General features: G+C 70.0%; 19 protein-coding genes. 4 read left to right on the forward strand and 15 right to left on the reverse strand.

All coding sequences use genetic code 11. From position 1 onward, the window contains the following. Positions 1 to 58: 58 nt before the first annotated feature. The 11 genes from VA596_RS07390 to VA596_RS07440 all read right to left on the reverse strand — a co-directional run bounded on the left by VA596_RS07390 (position 59) and on the right by VA596_RS07440 (position 12,305). Positions 59 to 1,171, reverse strand: a complete 1,113-nt coding sequence (locus VA596_RS07390) for an ABC transporter ATP-binding protein (protein ID WP_323324562.1) — start codon at positions 1,169 to 1,171, stop codon at positions 59 to 61. Continuing rightward, positions 1,168 to 2,163 (reverse strand): ABC transporter ATP-binding protein, encoded by a 996-nt coding sequence (locus VA596_RS07395; RefSeq protein WP_323324563.1) that lies wholly within the window; start codon positions 2,161 to 2,163, stop codon positions 1,168 to 1,170. Before VA596_RS07395 ends, VA596_RS07390 begins: the two co-directional genes overlap by 4 nt. Positions 2,164 to 2,169: 6 nt before the next feature. Continuing rightward, the gene (locus tag VA596_RS07400; RefSeq protein WP_323324564.1) at positions 2,170 to 3,099 is read right to left on the reverse strand and encodes an ABC transporter permease; all 930 of its coding nucleotides are present in this window, start codon (positions 3,097 to 3,099) and stop codon (positions 2,170 to 2,172) included. Continuing rightward, complete coding sequence (locus VA596_RS07405; protein WP_323324565.1) at positions 3,096 to 4,097, reverse strand: ABC transporter permease; 1,002 nt, start codon at positions 4,095 to 4,097, stop codon at positions 3,096 to 3,098. Before VA596_RS07405 ends, VA596_RS07400 begins: the two co-directional genes overlap by 4 nt. Before the next feature lie 87 nt (positions 4,098 to 4,184). Further along, on the reverse strand, positions 4,185 to 5,855 hold the full coding sequence (locus VA596_RS07410) for an ABC transporter substrate-binding protein (RefSeq protein WP_458364004.1): 1,671 nt from the start codon (positions 5,853 to 5,855) through the stop codon (positions 4,185 to 4,187). Between the two features lie 328 nt (positions 5,856 to 6,183). Further along, positions 6,184 to 6,720: a uridine kinase family protein gene (locus tag VA596_RS07415; RefSeq protein ID WP_323324567.1), complete on the reverse strand. Its 537-nt coding sequence runs from the start codon at positions 6,718 to 6,720 to the stop codon at positions 6,184 to 6,186. Between the two features lie 4 nt (positions 6,721 to 6,724). Further along, positions 6,725 to 7,159, reverse strand: coding sequence for a DUF2304 domain-containing protein (locus tag VA596_RS07420; RefSeq protein WP_323324568.1), 435 nt, complete (start codon positions 7,157 to 7,159; stop codon positions 6,725 to 6,727). A gap of 13 nt (positions 7,160 to 7,172) precedes the next feature. Next, a complete protein-coding gene (locus tag VA596_RS07425) occupies positions 7,173 to 7,874 on the reverse strand; it encodes a glycosyltransferase family 2 protein (RefSeq protein ID WP_410171869.1) in 702 nt (233 codons plus the stop codon). A gap of 59 nt (positions 7,875 to 7,933) precedes the next feature. After that, on the reverse strand, positions 7,934 to 9,901 hold the full coding sequence (locus VA596_RS07430; RefSeq protein WP_323324570.1) for a DUF6541 family protein: 1,968 nt from the start codon (positions 9,899 to 9,901) through the stop codon (positions 7,934 to 7,936). Positions 9,902 to 9,984: 83 nt separating this feature from the next. Continuing rightward, positions 9,985 to 11,289: a hypothetical protein gene (locus VA596_RS07435; RefSeq protein WP_323324571.1), complete on the reverse strand. Its 1,305-nt coding sequence runs from the start codon at positions 11,287 to 11,289 to the stop codon at positions 9,985 to 9,987. Then, complete coding sequence (locus VA596_RS07440; protein WP_323324572.1) at positions 11,286 to 12,305, reverse strand: glycosyltransferase family 2 protein; 1,020 nt, start codon at positions 12,303 to 12,305, stop codon at positions 11,286 to 11,288. Before VA596_RS07440 ends, VA596_RS07435 begins: the two co-directional genes overlap by 4 nt. A gap of 84 nt (positions 12,306 to 12,389) precedes the next feature. Between VA596_RS07440 and VA596_RS07445 the strand changes: the two genes are divergently transcribed. Together VA596_RS07445 and VA596_RS07450 are read left to right on the forward strand one after the other, a co-directional pair. Beyond that, positions 12,390 to 13,487 (forward strand): UDP-N-acetyl glucosamine 2-epimerase, encoded by a 1,098-nt coding sequence (locus tag VA596_RS07445; protein ID WP_323324573.1) that lies wholly within the window; start codon positions 12,390 to 12,392, stop codon positions 13,485 to 13,487. Between the two features lie 60 nt (positions 13,488 to 13,547). Further along, the gene (locus VA596_RS07450) at positions 13,548 to 14,105 is read left to right on the forward strand and encodes a glucosaminidase domain-containing protein (RefSeq protein ID WP_323324574.1); all 558 of its coding nucleotides are present in this window, start codon (positions 13,548 to 13,550) and stop codon (positions 14,103 to 14,105) included. On the opposite strand, the gene VA596_RS07455 is transcribed toward VA596_RS07450, so the two are convergent. From VA596_RS07455 to VA596_RS07470, 4 genes are all read right to left on the reverse strand, one after another. Further along, positions 14,102 to 16,126: an FG-GAP-like repeat-containing protein gene (locus VA596_RS07455; protein WP_323324575.1), complete on the reverse strand. Its 2,025-nt coding sequence runs from the start codon at positions 16,124 to 16,126 to the stop codon at positions 14,102 to 14,104. The genes VA596_RS07450 and VA596_RS07455 overlap by 4 nt on opposite strands. 182 nt (positions 16,127 to 16,308) lie before the next feature. Then, on the reverse strand, positions 16,309 to 17,631 hold the full coding sequence (locus VA596_RS07460; protein ID WP_323324576.1) for a glycosyltransferase 87 family protein: 1,323 nt from the start codon (positions 17,629 to 17,631) through the stop codon (positions 16,309 to 16,311). A gap of 33 nt (positions 17,632 to 17,664) precedes the next feature. Beyond that, positions 17,665 to 18,261 carry a recombination mediator RecR gene (recR, locus tag VA596_RS07465; RefSeq protein WP_323324577.1) on the reverse strand — a complete coding sequence of 199 codons (597 nt, stop codon included), beginning with the start codon at positions 18,259 to 18,261 and terminating at the stop codon, positions 17,665 to 17,667. A gap of 5 nt (positions 18,262 to 18,266) precedes the next feature. Beyond that, a complete protein-coding gene (locus tag VA596_RS07470; RefSeq protein ID WP_323324578.1) occupies positions 18,267 to 18,626 on the reverse strand; it encodes a YbaB/EbfC family nucleoid-associated protein in 360 nt (119 codons plus the stop codon). An 87-nt stretch (positions 18,627 to 18,713) separates the two neighbouring features. Here VA596_RS07470 and VA596_RS07475 point away from each other — a divergent pair, with 87 nt between their 5' ends. Both VA596_RS07475 and VA596_RS07480 read left to right on the forward strand, forming a co-directional pair. Next, positions 18,714 to 19,562, forward strand: coding sequence for an N-acetylmuramoyl-L-alanine amidase (locus VA596_RS07475; protein WP_410171847.1), 849 nt, complete (start codon positions 18,714 to 18,716; stop codon positions 19,560 to 19,562). Between the two features lie 59 nt (positions 19,563 to 19,621). Then, on the forward strand, positions 19,622 to 20,053 hold the full coding sequence (locus VA596_RS07480; protein ID WP_323324580.1) for a TIGR03618 family F420-dependent PPOX class oxidoreductase: 432 nt from the start codon (positions 19,622 to 19,624) through the stop codon (positions 20,051 to 20,053). The last annotated feature ends 17 nt before the right edge of the window (positions 20,054 to 20,070 follow it).

Below are 20,070 nucleotides of genomic sequence, written 5' to 3' on the forward strand. Positions count from 1 at the left end.
ACACGTGAAAGGCCCCTCCGGGACGTACCCGAAGGGGCCTTTCGACCGAGGCAGAGACTCAGAGGATCTCGGCGGACGTGCCGACGTCCGGCGGGCCCAGGTCGGGGTTCAGCGCCCCGCTCAGCTCCACCAGTTCCGCCTTCACCTCGTGCGGCTGGATGCGCCCGTCGCGGATGTCCTCCGCGTAGTGGCACGCCACCCGGTGGCCGGCGCCGATCTCACGCAGCTGCGGGCGGTCCGTGTCGCACAGGCTCTCCTGCTTCCACGGGCAGCGCGTGTGGAAGCGGCAGCCCGACGGCGGGTTCGCCGGTGACGGGAGGTCGCCCGCGAGCAGGATCTGCTCACGCGTGTCCTCCACCTGCGGGTCCGGCACCGGGATCGCCGAAAGCAGTGCCCGCGTGTACGGGTGCAGCGGGTCGCGGTAGAGCGAGTCCGCGTCCGTCTCCTCGACCAGCGCGCCGAGGTACATCACGCCGATGCGGTCGGAGATGTGGCGCACCACCGCGAGGTCGTGCGCGATCACCACGTACGTCAGGCCGAGCTGGTCCTGCAGGTCCTCCAGCAGGTTGACCACCTGAGCCTGCACCGACACGTCGAGCGCCGACACCGGCTCGTCCGCGACGATCAGGTCCGGCTCCACCGCCAGCGCCCGCGCGATGCCGATGCGCTGGCGCTGCCCGCCCGAGAACTCGTGCGGGTACTTCCGCAGCGACGTCTCCGGGAGGCCGACCGCGGCCAGCAGCTGCCGCAGCCGCCGCTGGGTGGCTTCCTTGTCCTGGTCGAGGCCGTGCGCGTGCATGCCCTCGACCAGAATCGACTCGACCGACTGCCGCGGGTCCAAACTGGACATCGGGTCCTGGAAGATCATCTGCATCCGGCGCCGGGCCTTCCGCAGTTCCTCTCCCTTGAGCTTGGCGACGTCGGTGCCGTCGAACTTCACCGAACCCGACGTCGGCTCGTTGAGCCGCAGGATCGCCCGGCCGAGCGTGGACTTGCCGCAGCCGGACTCGCCCACCAGGCCGTAGGTCTCCCCGCGGCGGATGGCCAGGTCGACGCCGTCGACCGCGAACACGTGCCCGACCGTCCGGTCGAACACGACGCCGCTCTTGATCGGGAAGTGCACCTTGAGGTCGGTGACCTCGAGCAGCACGTCACCAGCAGGCTGGTTCATCGGGCCCCTCCTCCCGCCGCGACCGCCGGCCGCACGGGGTTGTGACAGCGCAGCAGCCCGCCGTGGTCGGGCACCAGCTGCGGCGAGACCTCGCGGCAGACCGGCAGCGCGTTGGGGCAGCGGGGTGCGAACGCGCAGCCGCCGTCCCACGGGATGTTGTCGGCCACCGAACCCCGGATGGGGATGAGCTTCTCGCCGCGGCCCGCGTCGAGCCGCGGGATCGAGGCCAGCAGGCCGTGCGTGTACGGGTGCCTCGGCTCGCCGAACAGCTGGTGCCGCTCCGCCCGCTCGACGATCTTGCCGCCGTAGAGCACGTTGACCTCGTCGCAGAGGCCGGCGACGACGCCGAGGTCGTGCGTGATCATGATCAGCGCGGTTCCGGTGTCCTGCACCAGTTCCCGCAGCAGCGCCAGGATCTGCGCCTGGATGGTGACGTCCAGCGCGGTGGTCGGCTCGTCGGCGATGAGCAGCCGCGGCCGGCACGCCAGCGCGATCGCGATCAGCGCGCGCTGCCGCATCCCGCCGGAAAGCTGGTGCGGGTACTCGGAAAGCCGCCGGGACGGGTCCGGGATGCCGACCTTGTCCAGCAGGTCCGCCGCTTCGACGGACGCCGCCTTGCGCGACATCCCGCGGTGGCGCTCCAGCACCTCGGTGATCTGCAGTCCGATCGGGATGACCGGGTTCAGCGAGGACAGCGGGTCCTGGAACACCATGCCGAGGTCGCGGCCGCGGCGGTCGCGCATCTCGCGGTCCGACAGCTTCAGCAGGTCGGTGCCTTCGAAGCGCACCGAACCGCTGACCTTGTTGCCGCGCCGGGCCAGCAGCCGCATGATCGCCAGCGACGTCACGGACTTGCCGCAGCCGGACTCGCCGACCAGGCCGACGGTCTGGCCGGGTTCGACGTCGAAACTGACCCCGTCCACCGCGGTGAACGAGCGCTCGCCACGGCGGACGAAGTCGACCGTCAGGTCACGGACTTCAAGGAGTGCCATGGGTTCTCACCGCCTGTTCTTCGGGTCGAGGGCTTCACGGAGGGACTCACCGAGCAGCGTGAACCCGAGCGCCACGATGATGATCGCGATCGCCGGGTAGTACGCGAGCTCCGGGCGGATGTCGAGGAACTGGCGCGAGGCCTTGCCCAGCATCAGCCCCCACTCCGCGCGGGACGGGTCCGGGTCGCCCAGACCGAGGAACGACAGCGCCGCGGCCTCCAGGATGGACGTCGCCAGGGTCAGCGTCGCCTGCACGATGACCGGGCCGAGCGAGTTCGGCAGCATGTGCCGGAACACGATCGCCCCGCGCTTCACGCCCAGCGAGGTCGCCGCCAGCACGTGGTCGGCGTCGCGCTGGACCAGCATCGAGCCGCGCAGGAGCCGGGCGAAGATCGGCACGCCGACCATCGACACGGCCAGGATGACCGTCCACTGGCTCGGCTTCGCGAACAGCGCCGCGATCGAAATGGCCAGCAGCAGCGAGGGGAACGACAGCATGACGTCGACGAGTCGCATGAGGACGGTGTCGACCCAGCCGCCGAACGCGCCCGCGATCCCGCCGATGATCACGCCGATGAGGACGCCGATCACCGTGGCCAGCACACCGACGAGCAGTGTCTGCTGGGCGCCGACGATGAGCCGGGACAGGAAGTCGCGGCCGAAGTCGTCCACGCCGAGCGGGTAGCCCGGCATCGAGCCGGGGATGATGCCCCGGCCGAGCTCGACCTTGTCCTGCAGCGCGCGGTCGAGCGGGTCCTTGGGGGCCAGCAGCGGCGCGAAGATCGCCAGGAGCAGGAACAGGCCGGTGATGGCGCCGCCGGTGATCGCGACCGGGCTGCGCAGCATCCGGCGGAGGGCTTCCCCGCCGAGGCTGCGCCCGCTCGCCGCGGCGAGCTTGTCGATCGGTTCCTTCTTCTTGTTCAGCAGAGTGTTCATCGCACACGCACCCTCGGGTCGATGATCCCGTACGAGACGTCGACCAGCATGTTCACCAGCACGTACACCACGGCACCGAACAGCAGGAGTGCCTGCAGCCGCGGGTAGTCACGCCGTTCGATCCCCTCGGCCAGCAGGAAGCCGAGGCCGCGGAAGTTGAACACCCGCTCGGTCAGCACCGCGCCGCCGAGCAGGGCGCCGGTCTGCAGGCCGATGGTGGTGACCACCGGCAGCAGGCCGTTGCGCAGGACGTGCCGGCGGCGCACCACCGGCTGGGTCAGGCCCTTGGAGTTGGCCGTGCGGATGAAGTCCTCGTTCAGGACGTCCAGCACCGAGGCGCGGGTGATCCGGGTGATCACCGCGAGCGGGATGGTGGCGAGCGCGAACGCGGGCAGGATCAGGTGCTTGATCGCGTCCCAGACGGCGTCCCACTCGCTCGTCATGATGCCGTCGAGGATGGCGAAGTTCGTGATCGCGGTGGCGTCGAGACCCGCGGCCTGCCGGCCCTGGGACGGCAGTCCCAGCGGCGAAGCGAGCAGGTCCTGCATCATGTAGCCGAGGAAGAAGACCGGCACCGCGACACCGATCAGGCTGAGCACGATGATCACGTTGTCGACCGGCCCGCCGCGGAAGCGCGCGGACAGGTAACCGGCGGGGATGCCGACGACGATCGCGATGATCATCGCGGAGAGACCGAGCTCGATGGTCGCCGGCAGGAAGGTGATGATCTCGCCCATGACGGGCTGGGTCGACACCAGGGAGTTGCCGAAGTCGCCGGTGAACGCCCGGCCGAGGAACCCGAAGTACTGCACGATGATCGGCTGGTCGAGGCCGAGCACGTGGTTGAGGTTGGCGACCTTCTCCGGCGTCGCCTTGTCACCCAGCAGCGCCGCGGCGGGACCGCCCGGCAGGGATCGAAGCCAGGCGAAGATCAGGATGGACAGGATGAAGAGCGTCGGGATCGCTTGTAGCAACCGACGCACGAGGAAACGGAGCACTTGCAGTCCTTTGTTGCCAGCCCGGGAACCAGGCGCAGGGGGTGGGTGCGGTAGCACCCACCCCCTGCCGTTGGCCGAAATCCAGAATCAGCTCACGGACACGGTGTTGAAACGCTCATCGGTGAGCGGGCTCGCCACCAGGCCCTTGACCTTCGGGCCGACCACGATCGCCGGGGTCGGGTAGGCGATCGGGACCGCCGGCAGGAAGTCCATGATCTTCTTGTTGACTTCCTGGTACGCCTTGGCGTGGGCGTCACCGGCGGGCGAAGCGTCCGCCGCGCCCAGGGCCGAGAACAGCTCCGCGTTGTTGAAGCCGAACTCCTTCTTCTCACGGCCGAAGAACGTGCCGACGAAGTTGCCGGCGTCGTTGTAGTCACCCGTCCAGCCGAGCAGGTGGAGGTCCTGCTTGCCGGCCTTCTGGACGTCGTCCTTGTAACCACCGTTCCACGGCTCGGCGTGGGTCTCGATCTTGATGCCGATGTTCTTCAGGTCCTCGGAGATCGCCGTGAACGTGTCCGCCGGGTTCGGCATGTACGGCCGGGTGACCTCGGTCGGGTAGTAGAACTTCAGCGTCAGGTCCGTCGCCCCGGCCTGCTGGAGCAGGCTCTTGGCCTTCTCCGGGTCGTACGGGTACTTGGTGACGTCGTCGGTGTACCCCGAGATGACCTTGGGGACGAACTCGGTCGCGACCTCGGAACCCTCGGCCAGCTTCGACTTCACGAACTGCTCGCGGTTGATGCCGTAGGCCAGCGCCTGCCGGACGCGCACGTCCTTCAGCTTCGGGTTGTTGGCCTGGTTGATGCCCAGGTACAGCACGTTGAACGACGGGCGGATGAGGACCTGCTCACCGTCGTTGCGCAGCAGGCCGTAGTCGGCCGGGTTCGGGTAGTCGTAGCCGTTGATGTCGCCGGCCTTGAGCGCCTGCTTGCGGGCGTTCTCGTCCGGGATCACCTTGAAGATCAGCTTGTCGAGCTTCGGCGGCGTGGGGCTGCTGTCGTTCTTGACCAGCGTGATCTCACCCTTGGCCTGGTCCCAGCTCTCGAACTTGAACGGGCCGGTGCCGACCGGGAACTTGTTCGCGTACTCGCTGTAGGTGAACGAGTCGCCGCTCTGGGTGACCGTGTCGGCGTTGTGCGCCTTGAGCGCGGTCGGGCTCTGGATGGCGAACGACGGCAGCGTGAACGCCGACGGGAACGCACCCTTGGCCTTGTTCAGGTTCACGACCGCGGTCGCCGGGTCCTTCGCCTCGCAGCTCTTGTAGACCGGCTCGCCCGTGGCGTCGCCCTCGTTCTTGGCGAAACCCTCGAAGACGTCGCCGTAGTAGATCATCTGGCTCTGGGCGGCGGCGCCCTTCATGTTGTACCAGCGGTCGAAGTTGAAGCAGACCGCCGTGGCGTCCATCGGGGTGCCGTCGGAGAACTTGACGCCCGACTTCAGGCTGAACGTCCAGGTCTTGCCGTCGTTGCTCGACTCCCACTTGTCGGCGAGAGACGCTTCGAGGTCGGCCGTGCCCGGCTTGTTCTGGATCAGCGTGTCGTAGATCTGACGCGTGATCCGGAAGGTCTCGCCTTCGTCGTTGAACGCCGGGTCGAACATCTTCGGGTTTCCGGCGGCACCGAAGATCATGGTGCCTCCGGTCCCACCTCCAGCGCCCTCGTCACGCTTCGAATCCGCACAGGCGGACAGCGAAACCGCGAGCGCGCCGGCGAGCCCGATCAGGGCCACGCGGCGTGTTCGGGTCAGCCGCAATTGCTGCATCTGGCACCCCTTGGGAGATGTTCGGGTTTTAAGTCACCGTCCGGTCGGTCAGGAACACGCCGGACGATCGGTGTGCTCGCCGACACTAGCGGGAACTCGGCTCGCACTTAAGCACGTGAGGTTACGATCGCGCTACGTGGGCGCCGATTTGACCGCAATGTGTCCGTAAATCACGACAGAATGTGACCATTTGTGGGCTCTGGCTGCACCGGGTGCCGGATCCATGACTCAGATGGCGGTACCACCGTTAGACCACCCGTGGTGACTGCTTCCGGGTCGCTTGATCGATCCGGGCCCCCTCGGCCACGCTGAGTGACCGATCCGTTCCCTACGAAAGTCGGGTCCCGGCGGCCTCGGGGGTGCCGTCCACGGCGAACCAGCCGCGCTCGAACCGTTGCCAGCGGCCCAGTTCCGCCCTCGAGGCCTCGCCGTCGCGGGCCACGGACCGGGCCAGCCGCTCGGCCTCCGTACCGCCGGAGATCCAGCACAGGTGGGAAAGCAGGGGCCGGACCGAAGCCCGGCCGCTCGAAACCCCTTCCAGCACCAGGACGTCCGGCTTCGTCACCCGGACGAGTTCCCCCGGCTGCGGGACCCCGGTGGACCAGTCCATTCGCCGATAAGCGCCGTCGACGCCGTCCGCGAGCGGCTTCAGGACGCCCTCGACGAGCCGCGGCCACCACCCGACCGGGTCGTCCCACGTCGCGAAGGCGTCGGTGCTCACGAGGGCCGTGTGACAGCCGCGGGAACGCAGTCCGGCGGCGACTTCCGCGGCCAGAGTGGACTTCCCGGCCCCCGACGGGCCGTCGACGGCCAGGAGCCGGACCCCGCCGAGCCGCGCGGGCGCGGCCAGCAGCGCGTCGATCAAGCCGTCACTTGCTGACGCGCTCGACCTCGGGCAGTCCTTTGACGTCGTCCGGGGCCGCCGTCTTCGCTTCCAGGTCGGCGATCCGGCGCGCCAGCTCGCGCTTGGCGTCCTCGAGCTCGCAGCGCAGCAACGCGATCTCCTCGACCGAGGTGCGCACTTCCTCCTCGAGGTGACCGACCTCGGTGGACAGGTGCAGCGACACCAGCGCCAGCACCACACCGGCGAGGAGGAAGACGAAGTTCGACGGGGTCTCGACCCCGCTCAGGTTGGCCAGGAACTGCGCGGCCGACGGGATCACGGCCAGCACCACCACGCCGACGGCGACGACCAGCCACACGCCCGCGTACTTCTCGCGGAGCTTGCGGCGCCGCATCATCTCGATGACGACGAACAGCACCAAGCAGGCGATGACGATGCTGAGGATGCGCCAACCGGCCATCTTCGCAAGCTCCTTATGCCGAGTCGGACGAGTCGACCGCGGGGCGGCGGCGCACCAGCGCCAGCAGCAGCGCGAGCCCGGCCCGGCCGAGGTAGACGGCGGACTTGACGGGTGAGTGACTGGGGGTGCCGCCCGCACGTTCGCGCATGACGACCGGGATCTCCTTGATGGCCAGCTCGGCCCGGATGGCCATGACCAGCGACTCCACCGTGTCACCGAGGTATTCGGCCGGGTAGTAGCCGGCGAACAGCCGGATCGCCCGCGGGCCCATCGCCTTGAACCCCGACGTCACATCGGTGAGCTTGGTCTTGGCCAGCCGCGAGAACACCAGCGACAGCGCGACCATGGCGTACTTGCGCGGGCCGCTGGCCTTGTAGGAGCCCTTGCCGGCGAACCGGGAGCCGATCACGATGTCCGCGTCGTCCAGGCCGCGCAGGAGGGCCTCGAGCTCGTCGGGGTCGTGCTGGCCGTCCGCGTCCACCTGCACGACGACGTCGTAGCCGCGGGCGGCGGCGTACCGGAAGCCGGTGCGCATGGCCCCGCCGACCCCGAGGTTCACGGCGAGCCGGGCCACTTCGGCGCCGGCAGCGCGGGCCAGGCGGGCGGTGTCGTCGACCGAACCGTCGTCGACGACCAGCAGGTCGCCGCCCGGGAGTGCCTTCTTCACCTGCTCGATGACCGAAGCGACGCTCGCCTGCTCGTTCAGCGCGGGCATCACGATCAGTACCCGGCGGTGGGTCACGGGGGTCACGGACACGCGATCACTTTAGCCTTTCACTGCCCGTTACCGGCCGGAGACCCAGGCGCGGCCCCGGAAGCGACGACGCCCTGCTGCCCCTCGATCTCGTAGATCGAGGCCCCGGCGTTGTGGTAGACCAGCTTGAACCCGGGGCTCTTGTCCAGGCCCAGGAGGCCGACGTCGTTGGGGGTCGTCTTGGTGACCTTCCCGTCCCCGACGAAGGCGTAGCGCACCTTCAGGTTGGTGAGCAGACGGCGCACTTCCGGGTACTTCTCGACCTCGTTGGCGTAGACGCTCAGGTAGCCCGCGTCCGTGTTCAGCTCGGCGCCGTAGAAGTTCCACTGCGTCGGCATCACGCCGGCCAGTGCGTACATCCAGACCGAGCCGTCGGCCTTGTCGTTCAGGACCCGCTCGCCCGGCGCGGTGTGCTGCGCGAGCCAGGCGAACGCGGTCTCCTCGTCCTTGCTGACCGACGGGCCGCCGCTGTAGTTGAGCTGCAGGCGGGCGGCGTTGCGGCCGATGTAGCCGCCCCGGCTCAGCCCGCCGACCACCAGGGCCAGCACGACGACGCCGACCAGGGTGAGCGTCGCCGGCTTGAGGTTCGGCAGCCGGGGGGCGACCTTCTCGGCGAACCAGCCCGACGCGGTGTTCACGAACTCGCCGAACGCCACGCAGCCGGCCAGCGGCACCAGGGCCGCGATGCGCCAGTGGTCGTTGTAGAACGGGCTGCTCAGCGTGTGGATCAGGTTGCTCTCCATCGACACCGTCGCGGCGAACAACGCGCCCAGCACGACGTACGCGCCGACCATCCACAGCATCCGGCGGTGCTTGACCAGCAGGAACACGCCGATGATGGCCGGGATGCCGATCCACCACTGCGGGAACGCGGCCATCGGCGAGAACGTGATCGTCTCGCCGAACGCGCCGGACACCGTGGCCTCGGACGCCCAGAAGGCGCTCGTCACGCCACCCGCGTTGTACAGCGACGGCAGCACGACCGGGATGCCGAACGCGGCCGCCAGCACGACGCTCGCGACCAGCGACGGCAGCGACCGCCGCCAGGTGATCTTCTCGAAGCGGAACACCACCGCGAGCAGGATCAGCAGGAAGTACACGATGACGACGAACACGACGCTCGTGTGCAGGCCGGCCAGCCCCGCGGTGCCGACGCCGATCGCGACCGGCCCAGCGATCGACCGCGGCTCCAGCAGGTGGCGCGCCACCGCCAGCATGGCCGGGATCAGCGCGACGCCGGCGACGAACGGCCACAGCGGGCCGCGCCACAGCGAGTCGTAGGGGAACACCGTGAAGCACGCCGACACCGTGGCGGCCGCGGCCACGCCGATCGCCGGCATCCGCCAGGCGTGGCACATCGCGGCGACGCCGAGCGGCACGGTGAGGACCACCGCGAGCGCCGCGAGGTTCAGCGTCGGCATGATCGTCAGGCCGCCCTTGCCGAAGACCAGGGCGAGCAGCGCGTGGTAGGTGTCCGGGTAGAAGTAGTGCGTCTCGTTCGGCAGGTTCGCGATCGTGCCGACGGTCGACGGGCGCGCGTCGCCGTGCTCGGCGATCCAGCGCACCAGGTTGGCGTGGAACGGCGCGTCCCAGCCCTGCTGGACGTTGTCGATGTTCCGGAAGCCGCGCAGGACCGTCACGGTGCCGATGCCCATGCCGGCGGCGACGCCGAGGCCGATCAGCACGTGGTCGCGGACGGTGCGCGCCAGCCGCTCCGGCTCTTCCCAGTCGGGGTGGCGGCGGCGCGTCAACCGGGTCACGGCGAAGGCCAGCCCGAACCCGGCCGCGGACAGCACCAGCGTCCACAGCGCGACGTTGAGCATCGTCCAGCGGATGCCGAACCGGCCCAGGACCGGGATGCCGAGCGCGACCAGGCCGAACGTCAGCATCGGCGCGGCGGCGGCCAGCGTCCAGCCCCGGAGCTGGATCGCCGCGCCGAACACCAGACCCGGCAGCCAGAACGCGAGCAAAACGAGTAGAACGTTCATCGAATTCGCTGTCCAAACCTCAACGGCATCGCACGCCGTTTCCCGTCCCCACCGGCGAGCCCGAAGCGCACCTTACTGGGCGGCTATGAAGACGTTTCATCGGTGTCCGAGGTTGTCACGGCCGCCGATTCGGGTGCGCGGCGCAGGACGAAGGCGAGCACGACGGCCAGGCCGAGGGTCGGGGCGGCCGCCAGCGCGACGACCGCGCGGAACACGGTGTCGCCGGGCAGGAGCACCAGCAGCAGGGACGCCGTGCCGGTGACCACGGCCCAGGTGACCAGCACGAGCTTGGCCTGGGTCCGGGCCACGAGCACGGCCGTGAGCAGCTGCATCGGCACCAGCAGCACCGACGACCACACGAGCCCCGCGACCGACCAGCCGTCGATGTCGTACCGGGGGCCGCTGATGAACCGCACCGCCCACGGGCCGAGCCACATCCCGACCAGGGCGCCGAGCGCGGCGAGGACCAGGGACGCGGCCGCGCCGAGCGCGAGCACGCGGCGCAGCTTGTGGCGGCCTTCGGCGGTGACCGAGAGCCGCACGACGAACGGGACGGCCAGCGACTGCACCGGCCCGATCAGCGTCAGCGGCAGCCGGGCGATGACCAGCGCGGCGAACAGGGCGCCGACGCGGTCGCCGTCCCCGCCCGGGGCCAGCAGGCCGACCAGGGCCGGGTAACCGGTGATGACCGCCGCCGTCAGGGCCGCGCCGACCAGCAGCATGCCCATCCGGCGGGAGGTGACGCCCCAGCCGTCACCCTCGACGTGCGGGTCGAGCAGCCGCCGGGCCGGCCGGGCGAACAGCAGCCAGGCGAACGACCCCGCGGCGACCGCGATGGCCAGCGAGACGATGTTGTAGGCGACCGAGACGAACAGGACGCCCAGGACGAGCGCCCGGATCGCCGGTTCGGCCACCACGAGCAGCGAAAACGCTTTCACCTTGTGCTGCCCGATCAGCAGCCCGCGGGTGCCGAACTGGCAGGCGAACGCGACGCCGCCGGCCAGCACGATCAGGGCCAGCGACCAGTCGCCGTGGAAGAGCTTTTCGTTGACCGGCGGGATCAGCAGGGCGAGCGAAAAAAGGGCCGCGACCAGCACGCCGACCGCCACCGCGCGCAGCGCCGGGCGGCCCGCCCTGCCGCCGGTGAGCGCGGCGACCGCCGACTGGCGGGAGAGCTCCTGCTCCAGCGGCGAGAGCGTGCTGCCGAGGCCCATCACCAGGCCCCAGAACGTCACGAAGATCGCGTATTCCTGCGGCGGCAGCAGTCGCTGGCAGGCGACGGTGAGGACGTAGCCGAGGCCGATCGACACGATCAGCGAGCCGCCGAGGCTGCCCGCGGTCGTGCGGCCGCTGCGGGCCGCGGCCGGTGTCTCCACCTCGGTGCTCATCGGCGCCGGAGCCGGGTCCGCACGGCCATCGCGAGGCCGCGCAGGACTCCGGCGCCGAAGCCGCCGGCGAACACCGGCAGCAGCTTGGTGACCGCGCGGGCCTCCGGCCCGGTTGCGCCGCACTTCTTCACGACCTCGCCGGCCGCGACGGCGCCGAGCACCCCGGCCGCCAGGGTCGTCTTCGGCTTCTTCGCGGCGAAGACGAGCCCCAGGACGCCGACGGCGAGCGCGCCGAACAGCGCGTTGCGGGCCGGGCCGGGCGAGGCGATGTAGGAGTCCACGTAGGTCGTGCCGCGGAAGTAGGCCTGCTGCGAGAACTTCTTGAAGGAGTCGCGCCCGTTGTAGGTCGCGGACAGCTCGGGGGCCAGCCAGATCCGCTCGCGCTCGGCGATCCAGCGCAGCATGCGGGTGTCGTCGCTGGCGAAGCGGATGTCGTCGAACAGCGACGCGAACGCCGTGACCGAGCCTTCGAGGAGGGCCCGGGGGGCGCAGAAGAAGGTCGTCCCCTTCGGGTAGACGTCGAACTCCTCGATGCCGTAGGACATCAACCGCGGATTCGCGCAGTACTTGCGCCACGGGACCTTGACCAGGCCGGCCATGAAACCCGCGTACGGGTTGTGCTCGGAAGCGACGTTGATGTGCCCGTTCCAGACCGCGCGCTCGGGGTGGTCCACGAGCTGGTCGCGCAGGAACGTCAGGGTCGGCTCGTCGAGGATCACGCGGCTGTCGAGCAGCGCGATCCACTCGCCGGACGACTTCGCGATGCCCGCGCTGCGGGCCTCGAACCGGCCGCCGTTGGCCTGGCTGAGCACGGTGATGCCGTGGCGTTCGCGCAGCTCGTCGAGCCGGGACGGCGTGGCGTCCGTGCTGCCGTCGTCCACGACGACGACCTCGATCGGCCAGTTCGCCGCCTCGGCCGAGGCGAGCAGCGCGCCGACACTGCGTTCGATCCAGTCCTGCTCGTTGTAGACCGGGATCACGACGCTGAGCGAGGGGAGGAGCGGGTTCGCACTCACCGGGCCGAGGCTACCCGGCGGTCCCGGCGGTGGGTCGGCCAGTATCCTTGCGCCACCGCACCCGACCAGAAATGGGCCTTCACGGTGATTTCCTTCATTCTCGGCACCACCGCGGAACTGATCAAGATCGCGCCCGTCTACCACGGGATCCGCGAGCGCGGGATGCGGCCCAAGATCTGGTTCACCGCGCAGCACGTCGACGAGGTGGCCGACGTGCTGGCCGACCTGGACATGCCGGCGCCCGACGTCTGGCTGGTGCCGGAGGAGAAGGCGCACAACCTGGAGTCGCCGTCGCAGGTGCCGGGCTGGGCCGCGCAGGTCATGCGCACCGCCTGGAGCCGCCGTCACGAGCTGCGCGCCGCCCTCAACGAGGACGGCCGCCCGCCGCTGGTGCTGGTGCACGGCGACACGTTCACCACGCCGTACGGCGCGCTGATCGGCAAGCGGATCCTGAAGTCGCGGGTGGGCCACGTCGAGGCGGGCGCGCGGTCGGGCAGCATCCTGTCGCCGCTGCCCGAGGAGCTGAACCGCAAGATCGCGGCGAAGATCGTCGACATGCACTTCGCGCCGAGCATCCGCGAGGTCAACAACCTGCGCAACGCCCGCGGCGTCGTCGTCGACACCGAGGCGAACACCGCGATCGACGCGATGCGCCTGGCCATCAACCAGCCGCTGGACATGCCGAACCTGCCGGAGAAGTTCGGCCTGGCCACGCTGCACCGCTTCGAGCTGGTCTCGCGCGCGGACAAGTACCGCGAGGCGCTGGAGATCCTGCGCGAGCAGAGCCGCCAGATGCCGATCCTCTACATGGCCGGCGCGCCCGAGCGCGAGAAGATCCGCTCGCTGGGCCTGGACAACCTGTTCGACGACAAGTTCATCGCGCAGCCGAAGATGCGGTACCTGAAGTTCCTGCCGCTGGTCGCGCGCGCCGAGTACGTCGTCACCGACTCGGGTGGCCTCTCTGCGGAGTGCTACTACCTCGGCCTGCCGTGCGCGGTGCACCGCGAGCGCACCGAGACGCCGCAGCACCTCGGCGAGACCGTCGTGCTCACCGAAATGCGCGGCGACAAGCTGCAGAACTTCCTCGACACGTACCAGAACCGCCGCGGCGAGTCCTGGATGGACAAGTACCACCCGTCCGAGATCATCGTGGACTCCCTGGCGCAGCTCGGCTACTGCTGACGCTTCTCTTTGGGGTGACGCGGGTCGCCGCGGCCGCGGGGATCGGGCAGCTTTGCCGCCATGATCCACTTCGGACTCGCGGCGGCCCTGCTGCTCGTCCCGCCGATCGACCAGGGCTCGGTCCGCGCGGACGCGCTGAACGCGGGCTACCAGCAGGCGTACGTCGACGCCGCGGGCCCGATCGCCCTGCGGATCCGCGCCGCGTACGACATCCCGGCGTCGGTCACGGTGGCGCAGTCGATCCTGGAGTCGAACTGGGGCCGCAGCAGACTGTCAACGGCCGAGCTGAACTACTTCGGCTTCAAGTGCGTCCGGCCGACGAGCCCGGGCCCGATCGCGCTGCGGTGCGCGCGCTACCAGACGTCGGAGTGCGTTCCGGCGCCGTGCCACCCGGTGGACGCGTTCTTCCGCTCGTACGCGTCCGTCGACGACTCGTTCCGTGACTACGGCCGGCTGCTGACGACTTCGCCGAACTACGCGGCGGCGCTGCCGGTGCGCACCGACCCCGACGCGTTCATCCGGGCGGTGGCGCGGAAGTACGCCACCGACCCGGAGTACGCGAACAAGGTGATCAGGCTGATGGACCTGTACGACCTGCGCCGCTTCGACGCCGGTTAGAGGAACACCGCCTGGCCGGCGCTGAACGTGCCGCCGCTGGACCACTTGACGCCGCGGTCCTCGAGGGCGCCGTTCTGGGCCGTGTGCCAGTAGAACAGGTTGGTGTTCGAGTTCCCGTAGTCGTAGCCGGCGATCACGTCCGCCCGGCCGTCACCGTCGATGTCCGGCGCGGTCCACTGCGACTTGGCCCACGACCAGTTCCCGGCGCCGCTGGACCACTTGACGACCGGGGCGTCGAAGCCGTCGCCCGTCGCGTGCCACGTCGAGAACGAGGTGTCGGCGTTGCCGTTGTCGTACGCCGCGCCGATGTCGACGCGGCCGTCACCGTCGAAGTCGCCGGTCACGAAGCGCGCCTTGGCCGTGGTGAAGCTCGAGCCGTTCCACTTCACGCCCTTGTCGTCGAACTTGCCGGCCGCGTTGGCGGTCCAGAGGAACAGGTTCGTCGTGTTGTTGCGGTAGTCGTAGAAGGACGCCAGGTCGGCACGGCCGTCACCGGTGAAGTCGCCCGCGACCCACGTCGACTGGGCGAGGCCCCAGACGCCGGTGCCGGTGGTCCACTGGGTCACCGGGGCGTCGATCCCGCTCGCCGTGGCGTGCCAGGTCAGAAACGACATGCTCGCGTTCCCGTTGTCGTAGGCCGCGCCGATGTCCGTCCGGCCGTCGCCGTCGAAGTCGCCGGCCACGAAGCGCGCCTTGCTCGGCGAGAAGTTCGAGCTGTCCCACTTGACGCCCTGCGGGTCGAACCCACCGGTGGCGTTGGCGTACCAGAGCCAGATGGTCGAACTGTTGTTGAGGTAGTCGTAGACCATCGCGAAGTCGCTGCGGCCGTCACCGTTGAAGTCACCGGTCAGCCAGCGCGCCTGGTTGGCGTTCACCGAGCCGTTCCCGCTGTCCCACTTGAGCGCGGGGGCGCCCAGGACCGGGGATTCGACCGACCCCGGGCCGAGCGAGGGCCAGACGTAGAGCCCGACACGCGCGTTCTTGAAGTCGTACACCGCGCCGACGTCTTCCAGGCCGTCACCGGTGAAGTCGGTGCCCTTGGACAACGGCGTCACCGCCGAGACGACCGCCGTCGGCGCGCTGGCCGGGCCGGACGCCGGGATGGCGACGACCCGGTAGTACCGCGTCTGCTTCGCCGGCAGCTGCGACTGGGTGTACGACAGCGACGACGTCGTGGTGAGCAGGTGGGCCGCGTCGACCGGGACGTCCGCGGTTGTCGAACCGTAGACGGAGTAGGCGGCGTTGTCCGCCGACGGCAACCCGTTCCAGCTCACGACGATCGTGTGGCCGATGCCCTTCGCCGTGGGCGCGAGCACCGTCTGCCGGATCCAGGCGACGACGTCGTCGGTCCGGGCCGCGGTGCTCCCCTGCCTGGTTTCGGTCTCGCCGAAGCAGCCGTGCTGCCAGGAGGCGCTGCTGACCCCGACCAGCTCGGCGCGGCCGGAGACCTCGCGGAACGCCGGGCCGCCGGCGTCACCGCGGCAGGTGTCCGCGCCGGCGTCCCCGGTGAGGCTCGCCGTGGTGGCCGTGTTCGCCCCGGCGGTGAAGACCGCGCTGTGCAGCTTGTCGGGCACCCACTCGGTGTCGGTGCGCCCGAACCCGGCGACCCGCAGCTTTTCGCCCGCCGCGGGCGCGGTGGCCGACAGCGCAATCGGGGTGACGTCGGTGATCGGGGCGGCGAGCCGGGCCAGTGCGAGGTCACGCCCGGCGGCGAGCACCAGGCCGGTGACCCCGACGGCGTGGCCGGCGGACCCGGTGAGGTCGGTCCGCCCGACGACGGCCGTGGTCGCCTTCACCGGCGCGCCGCCCTGCGGGTTCTCCGGGAAGCAACTGGCGGCCGTGGCGACCCAGTCCGGCGCGACTAGCACGCCGCTGCAGGCCCGCCCGTCCATGCTGAGTTTGGCCGTGAAGCCGTAGGTTCCGTCGGCGGCGGCCGAGCTGTGCGACACCGCCGACGCCGGAACGGCGGCGAGCAGTCCGGTCACCAGCAGCACACCGCCGATCGCCGATCTCCCGGCCATCCGTGAGCGATCCACCAGAGTTCCCCCTCATCGTTTCGCGAAGCGCATTCCGCCCTTCGGGCACATCGCGAGAAGCGGAGAACTTTTTACCGCACAAGTCGGTGACACACATCACATTTCGACTACGGGTCGATTCGGCGGCATCCGTACCCGAATTCCGTGGAGGACATTCGTGACGGTTGTCAATCGCGCATTCGGCGCAGTTGTTCTGCTTCCGCAGAATTTCGGCCGGTCAATTCCGCCATCGTTTCTTTACCACCGTCGAGCCAGGCCGGACGCAAGGCCGCCAGCACCAGCAGCACCAGGGCCAACACCACGTAAAGCGCGTGGGCCAGGGCCAGCGTCAAGGGCGAGTGGTTTTCCGGAAGGATCACCAGACCGACCACCGGAACATCCGCGCGGCCCGTGCCCACCTTCCAGGGGAACAGGAGCAGGTAGGCCAAGACCACCAGCAGGGCCGGCCACCAGGTGCGGGAGCGCAGTGCCCCGCAGGCCGCCATCACGAAGAACGGGATGAACCACACCCAGTAGTGCGTCCACGTCCACGGGGTCACGAGGACCATCAGCGCGCCCACCACGCTCAGCGCCAGCAGTTCGCGGTTCCGGCGGTGCGCCCGCACGGCGATCCACAGGGCCGCCAGTGCAACCACCGCGGCCACGGGGATCCAGATCCGGCCCGGGACGTCCGGGACGGACAGCAGACGGGCGAGGGCACCGCGGATCGACTGGTTCTGCGGGGACATCGCGTCGTTGTCACCCGTGATGCGCGAGGGATCCGCCAGGTTCGCCGACCAGAACATCGCCGAGTCGTGCGGAAGGACTGCGAAACCCGCCAGAACGGTCGCACCGAACGTCGCCACCGCCATCCCCGCCGCTCGGAAACGGCGGGTCACCAGCAGATACACCACGAAGATCGCCGGTGTGAGCTTGATCCCGGCCGCCAGTCCCACGCCGGCGCCGGTCCACCAGCGGTTCCGGCCGGTCAGGTCCAGCACCACCAGCAGGAGCAGGACCAGGTTCACCTGGCCCGTCGTGAAGTTGATCAGCACCGGTTGCATCGGCAGGGCGAGCGCCGCCAACGCCGCCGTCGCAGCCACCCTGCCGTGGTCTCGCGCGTACCCGAGCTGCCCCAGTGACACCCAGACCACGGCCAGCAACGAGAACAGGTTCACCAGCACGGCGAACAACGGCAGCAACAGCTTCGGCAGCACGGTCAACGGGACGAACACCCCGGCCGCGAACGGGGTGTACTTGAACGTGCCGCCGATCGTCGGCAGGTGCGAGACCCCCGGTTCGTACAGGGGCATCCCGGCGCGCACCGCCGCGCCCGTCGCGACGTAGGACCGGAAGTCCTCGAGGTAGACACCCGTCGCCGTCCAGACCCCGGCCCACACCGTGTAGCCCGCGAAGGCGACCAGCAGCAGCGTTCCGGACAGCACCACCCACCACACGGGCGCGGGCAGCCGGCGCTCGACCGGCGTCTCAGGAACCACGACTGTCTTCACCCGAATCGTTCCCCCAGATCTCGCGTGGACCCGTCAGAGCACCCGGCGGCCCGAGAGCGCGCGGCCCAGGGTCAGTTCGTCCGCGAACTCCAGGTCACCGCCCATCGGGAGGCCCGATGCCAGCCTCGTCACGCTCAACCCCGGGAAGTCGCGCAGCATGCGGACCAGGTACGTCGCCGTCGCTTCGCCCTCGGTGTTGGGGTCCGTCGCGATGATGATCTCGCTGATGTCCGCCTCGCCGATGCGCTTGAGCAGCTCGCGCATCCGCAGCTGCTCCGGCCCGATCCCGGACAACGGGTCGAGCGCGCCGCCCAGCACGTGGTAGCGGCCCTTGAACTCGCGCGTGCGCTCGACCGCCAGGACGTCCTTCGGCTCCTCGACGACGCAGATGACCGTGAGGTCGCGCCGCTCGTCGCGGCAGATGCGGCACTTCTGCTGCTCGGAGACGTTGCCGCAGACCTCGCAGAACTGCACGCCCTCCTTGACCTTGCCGAGCACGTCCTGCAGCCGCCCGATGTCGGCCGGGTCGGTGGCCAGCAGGTGGAACGCGATCCGCTGGGCGCTCTTCGGCCCGACCCCGGGCAGCCGCCCGAGCTCGTCGATCAGGTCCTGGACGACACCTTCGTACAAGTTCGTCAGCCGCCGAAGCCGAGGGCGCCGAGGTCCGGCATGCCGCCACCGCCGCCAAGGCCGCCGGCCAGCGGGCCGAGCTTCTGCTCGGTGAGCTTCTGCGCGCTCGCCGACGCGTCGCGGACCGCCGCCACGATCAGGTCGGACAGCGTCTCGACGTCGTCCGGGTCGACGACCTTCGGGTCGATCTGGAGGCTCTTCAGCTGGCTGTCGCCGGACACGGTCGCGGTGACCAGCCCGCCGCCGGCACTGCCGCTGACCTCGGTGTTGGCGAGCTCCTCCTGGGCCTCGACGAGCTTCTGCTGCATCTGCTGGGCCTGCTGCATCAGCTGGGAGATGTCGAAACCGCCGCCGGGTTGCACCATGATCGCACTCGGTCCTCTCTGCACGCCTGTGTCACCACCAGGGTAGTCGCGCCACGGGCGGGCCCGGGGTGTGGCACCGTGGTCGCCGTGCGACGCGCGATTGCTCCCCTCCTGCTGGCCGGTGCCCTGCTGCTCACCGGCTGCGAAGAAGACACCCCGGCGGCTCCCGCGCCCGCTCCCGTCGTCACCCGGACGGTCACGCCGACCCCGGCGACCGTCACGCCTTCGCCGTCGTCGGTCGCGCCTCCCGCACCGCCGTCTTCGGCGGCCGCTCCGCCGGTCGCCGCCGGGAAGGTCGTCGTGCTGGACCCGGGGCACAACGGCGGCAACGGCTCGCACGCCGCGGAGATCAACCGGCTCGTGCCCGCGGGGCGCGGGCAGACCAAGCCGTGCAACACCACCGGGACGTCGACGAACGCCGGTTACCCCGAGCACGCGTTCACCTGGGACGTCGCCCAGCGGGTCGGGAACGCGCTGGCGGCCAAGGGGATCCGCGTCGTCTACACGCGGCAGAACGACACCGGCGTCGGCCCGTGCGTCGACAAGCGGGCCGCGATCGGCAACGACGCGAACGCCGACGCCGTCGTCTCGATCCACGCCGACGGCTCCAACTCGCCCGGCGCGAACGGCTTCCACGTCGCCTACTCGTCGCCGCCGCTGAACGCCGCGCAGGGCGCGCCGTCGACCCGGCTGGCGCAGACGTTGCGCGACACCCTGCGCACGGGCGGCTTCAGCACGTCGAACTACATCGGCGGCAACGGCCTTTCGGCGCGCGCGGACCTCGGCGGCCTGAACCTCTCGACGCGGCCGATCGCGCTCGTCGAGTGCGGGAACATGCGCAACGCGGCCGAAGCGGCCCGGATGAGCAGCGCGGAAGGACGCCAGCAGTTCGCGGCGTCGATCACCGCCGCGATCGAGGCCTACCTGGCCGGCTGAGCCGCCCGGCCGGGCGAAAGGTACCCGGCGGTACCTGTCGGGTTCCTAGGCTCGAGGCCATGGAACTTCCCGAAAGCGCGCACCGGCTGTTCGAGCGGCCCTTCAACGCCGTGCTGACCACGATCAACCCGGACGGCTCGCCGCAGACGTCGATGGTCTGGGCCAGCCGCGAGGGCGACGAGATCGTGATGGGCATGGAAGGCCGCCGTCCCAAGGTGCGCAACATCCGCAACGACCCGCGCGTGACGGTCCTGATCGAGGACCACGACGGCCACGACTCCCGTGGCCTGCCGCAGTACCTGCTGGTCCGCGGCACGGCGTCGATCGTCGGCCCGGACATCGCCGACGAGTTCACGGCGCTGATGGACCGCCAGGCCCAGCGCTACCTGGGCGTGCCGAAGTACCTGCTGGGCAACCAGAACTCGCCGACCGCGGTGATCGTCCGCATCACGGCGGACCGGGTCACCGGCATCGGCCCCTGGGCTTCCTGACGCCGGTACCCGGACCT

The sequence above is a fragment of the Amycolatopsis heterodermiae genome, assembly GCF_034929455.1.
Taxonomy (GTDB): domain Bacteria; phylum Actinomycetota; class Actinomycetes; order Mycobacteriales; family Pseudonocardiaceae; genus Amycolatopsis; species Amycolatopsis heterodermiae.

Bases quoted from the DNA above. Each gene is read 5' to 3' on its own strand.
- VA596_RS07390 (WP_323324562.1), bottom strand. From the start codon at position 1,171: ATGAACCAGCCTGCTGGTGACGTGCTGCTCGAGGTCACCGACCTCAAG.
- VA596_RS07395 (WP_323324563.1), bottom strand. From the start codon at position 2,163: ATGGCACTCCTTGAAGTCCGTGACCTGACGGTCGACTTCGTCCGCCGT.
- VA596_RS07400 (WP_323324564.1), bottom strand. From the start codon at position 3,099: ATGAACACTCTGCTGAACAAGAAGAAGGAACCGATCGACAAGCTCGCC.
- VA596_RS07410 (WP_458364004.1), bottom strand. From the start codon at position 5,855: ATGCAGCAATTGCGGCTGACCCGAACACGCCGCGTGGCCCTGATCGGG.
- VA596_RS07420 (WP_323324568.1), bottom strand. From the start codon at position 7,159: ATGGCCGGTTGGCGCATCCTCAGCATCGTCATCGCCTGCTTGGTGCTG.
- VA596_RS07425 (WP_410171869.1), bottom strand. From the start codon at position 7,874: ATGCCCGCGCTGAACGAGCAGGCGAGCGTCGCTTCGGTCATCGAGCAG.
- VA596_RS07430 (WP_323324570.1), bottom strand. From the start codon at position 9,901: ATGAACGTTCTACTCGTTTTGCTCGCGTTCTGGCTGCCGGGTCTGGTG.
- VA596_RS07435 (WP_323324571.1), bottom strand. From the start codon at position 11,289: ATGAGCACCGAGGTGGAGACACCGGCCGCGGCCCGCAGCGGCCGCACG.
- VA596_RS07450 (WP_323324574.1), top strand. From the start codon at position 13,548: ATGATCCACTTCGGACTCGCGGCGGCCCTGCTGCTCGTCCCGCCGATC.
- VA596_RS07455 (WP_323324575.1), bottom strand. From the start codon at position 16,126: ATGGCCGGGAGATCGGCGATCGGCGGTGTGCTGCTGGTGACCGGACTG.
- VA596_RS07470 (WP_323324578.1), bottom strand. From the start codon at position 18,626: ATGGTGCAACCCGGCGGCGGTTTCGACATCTCCCAGCTGATGCAGCAG.
- VA596_RS07480 (WP_323324580.1), top strand. From the start codon at position 19,622: ATGGAACTTCCCGAAAGCGCGCACCGGCTGTTCGAGCGGCCCTTCAAC.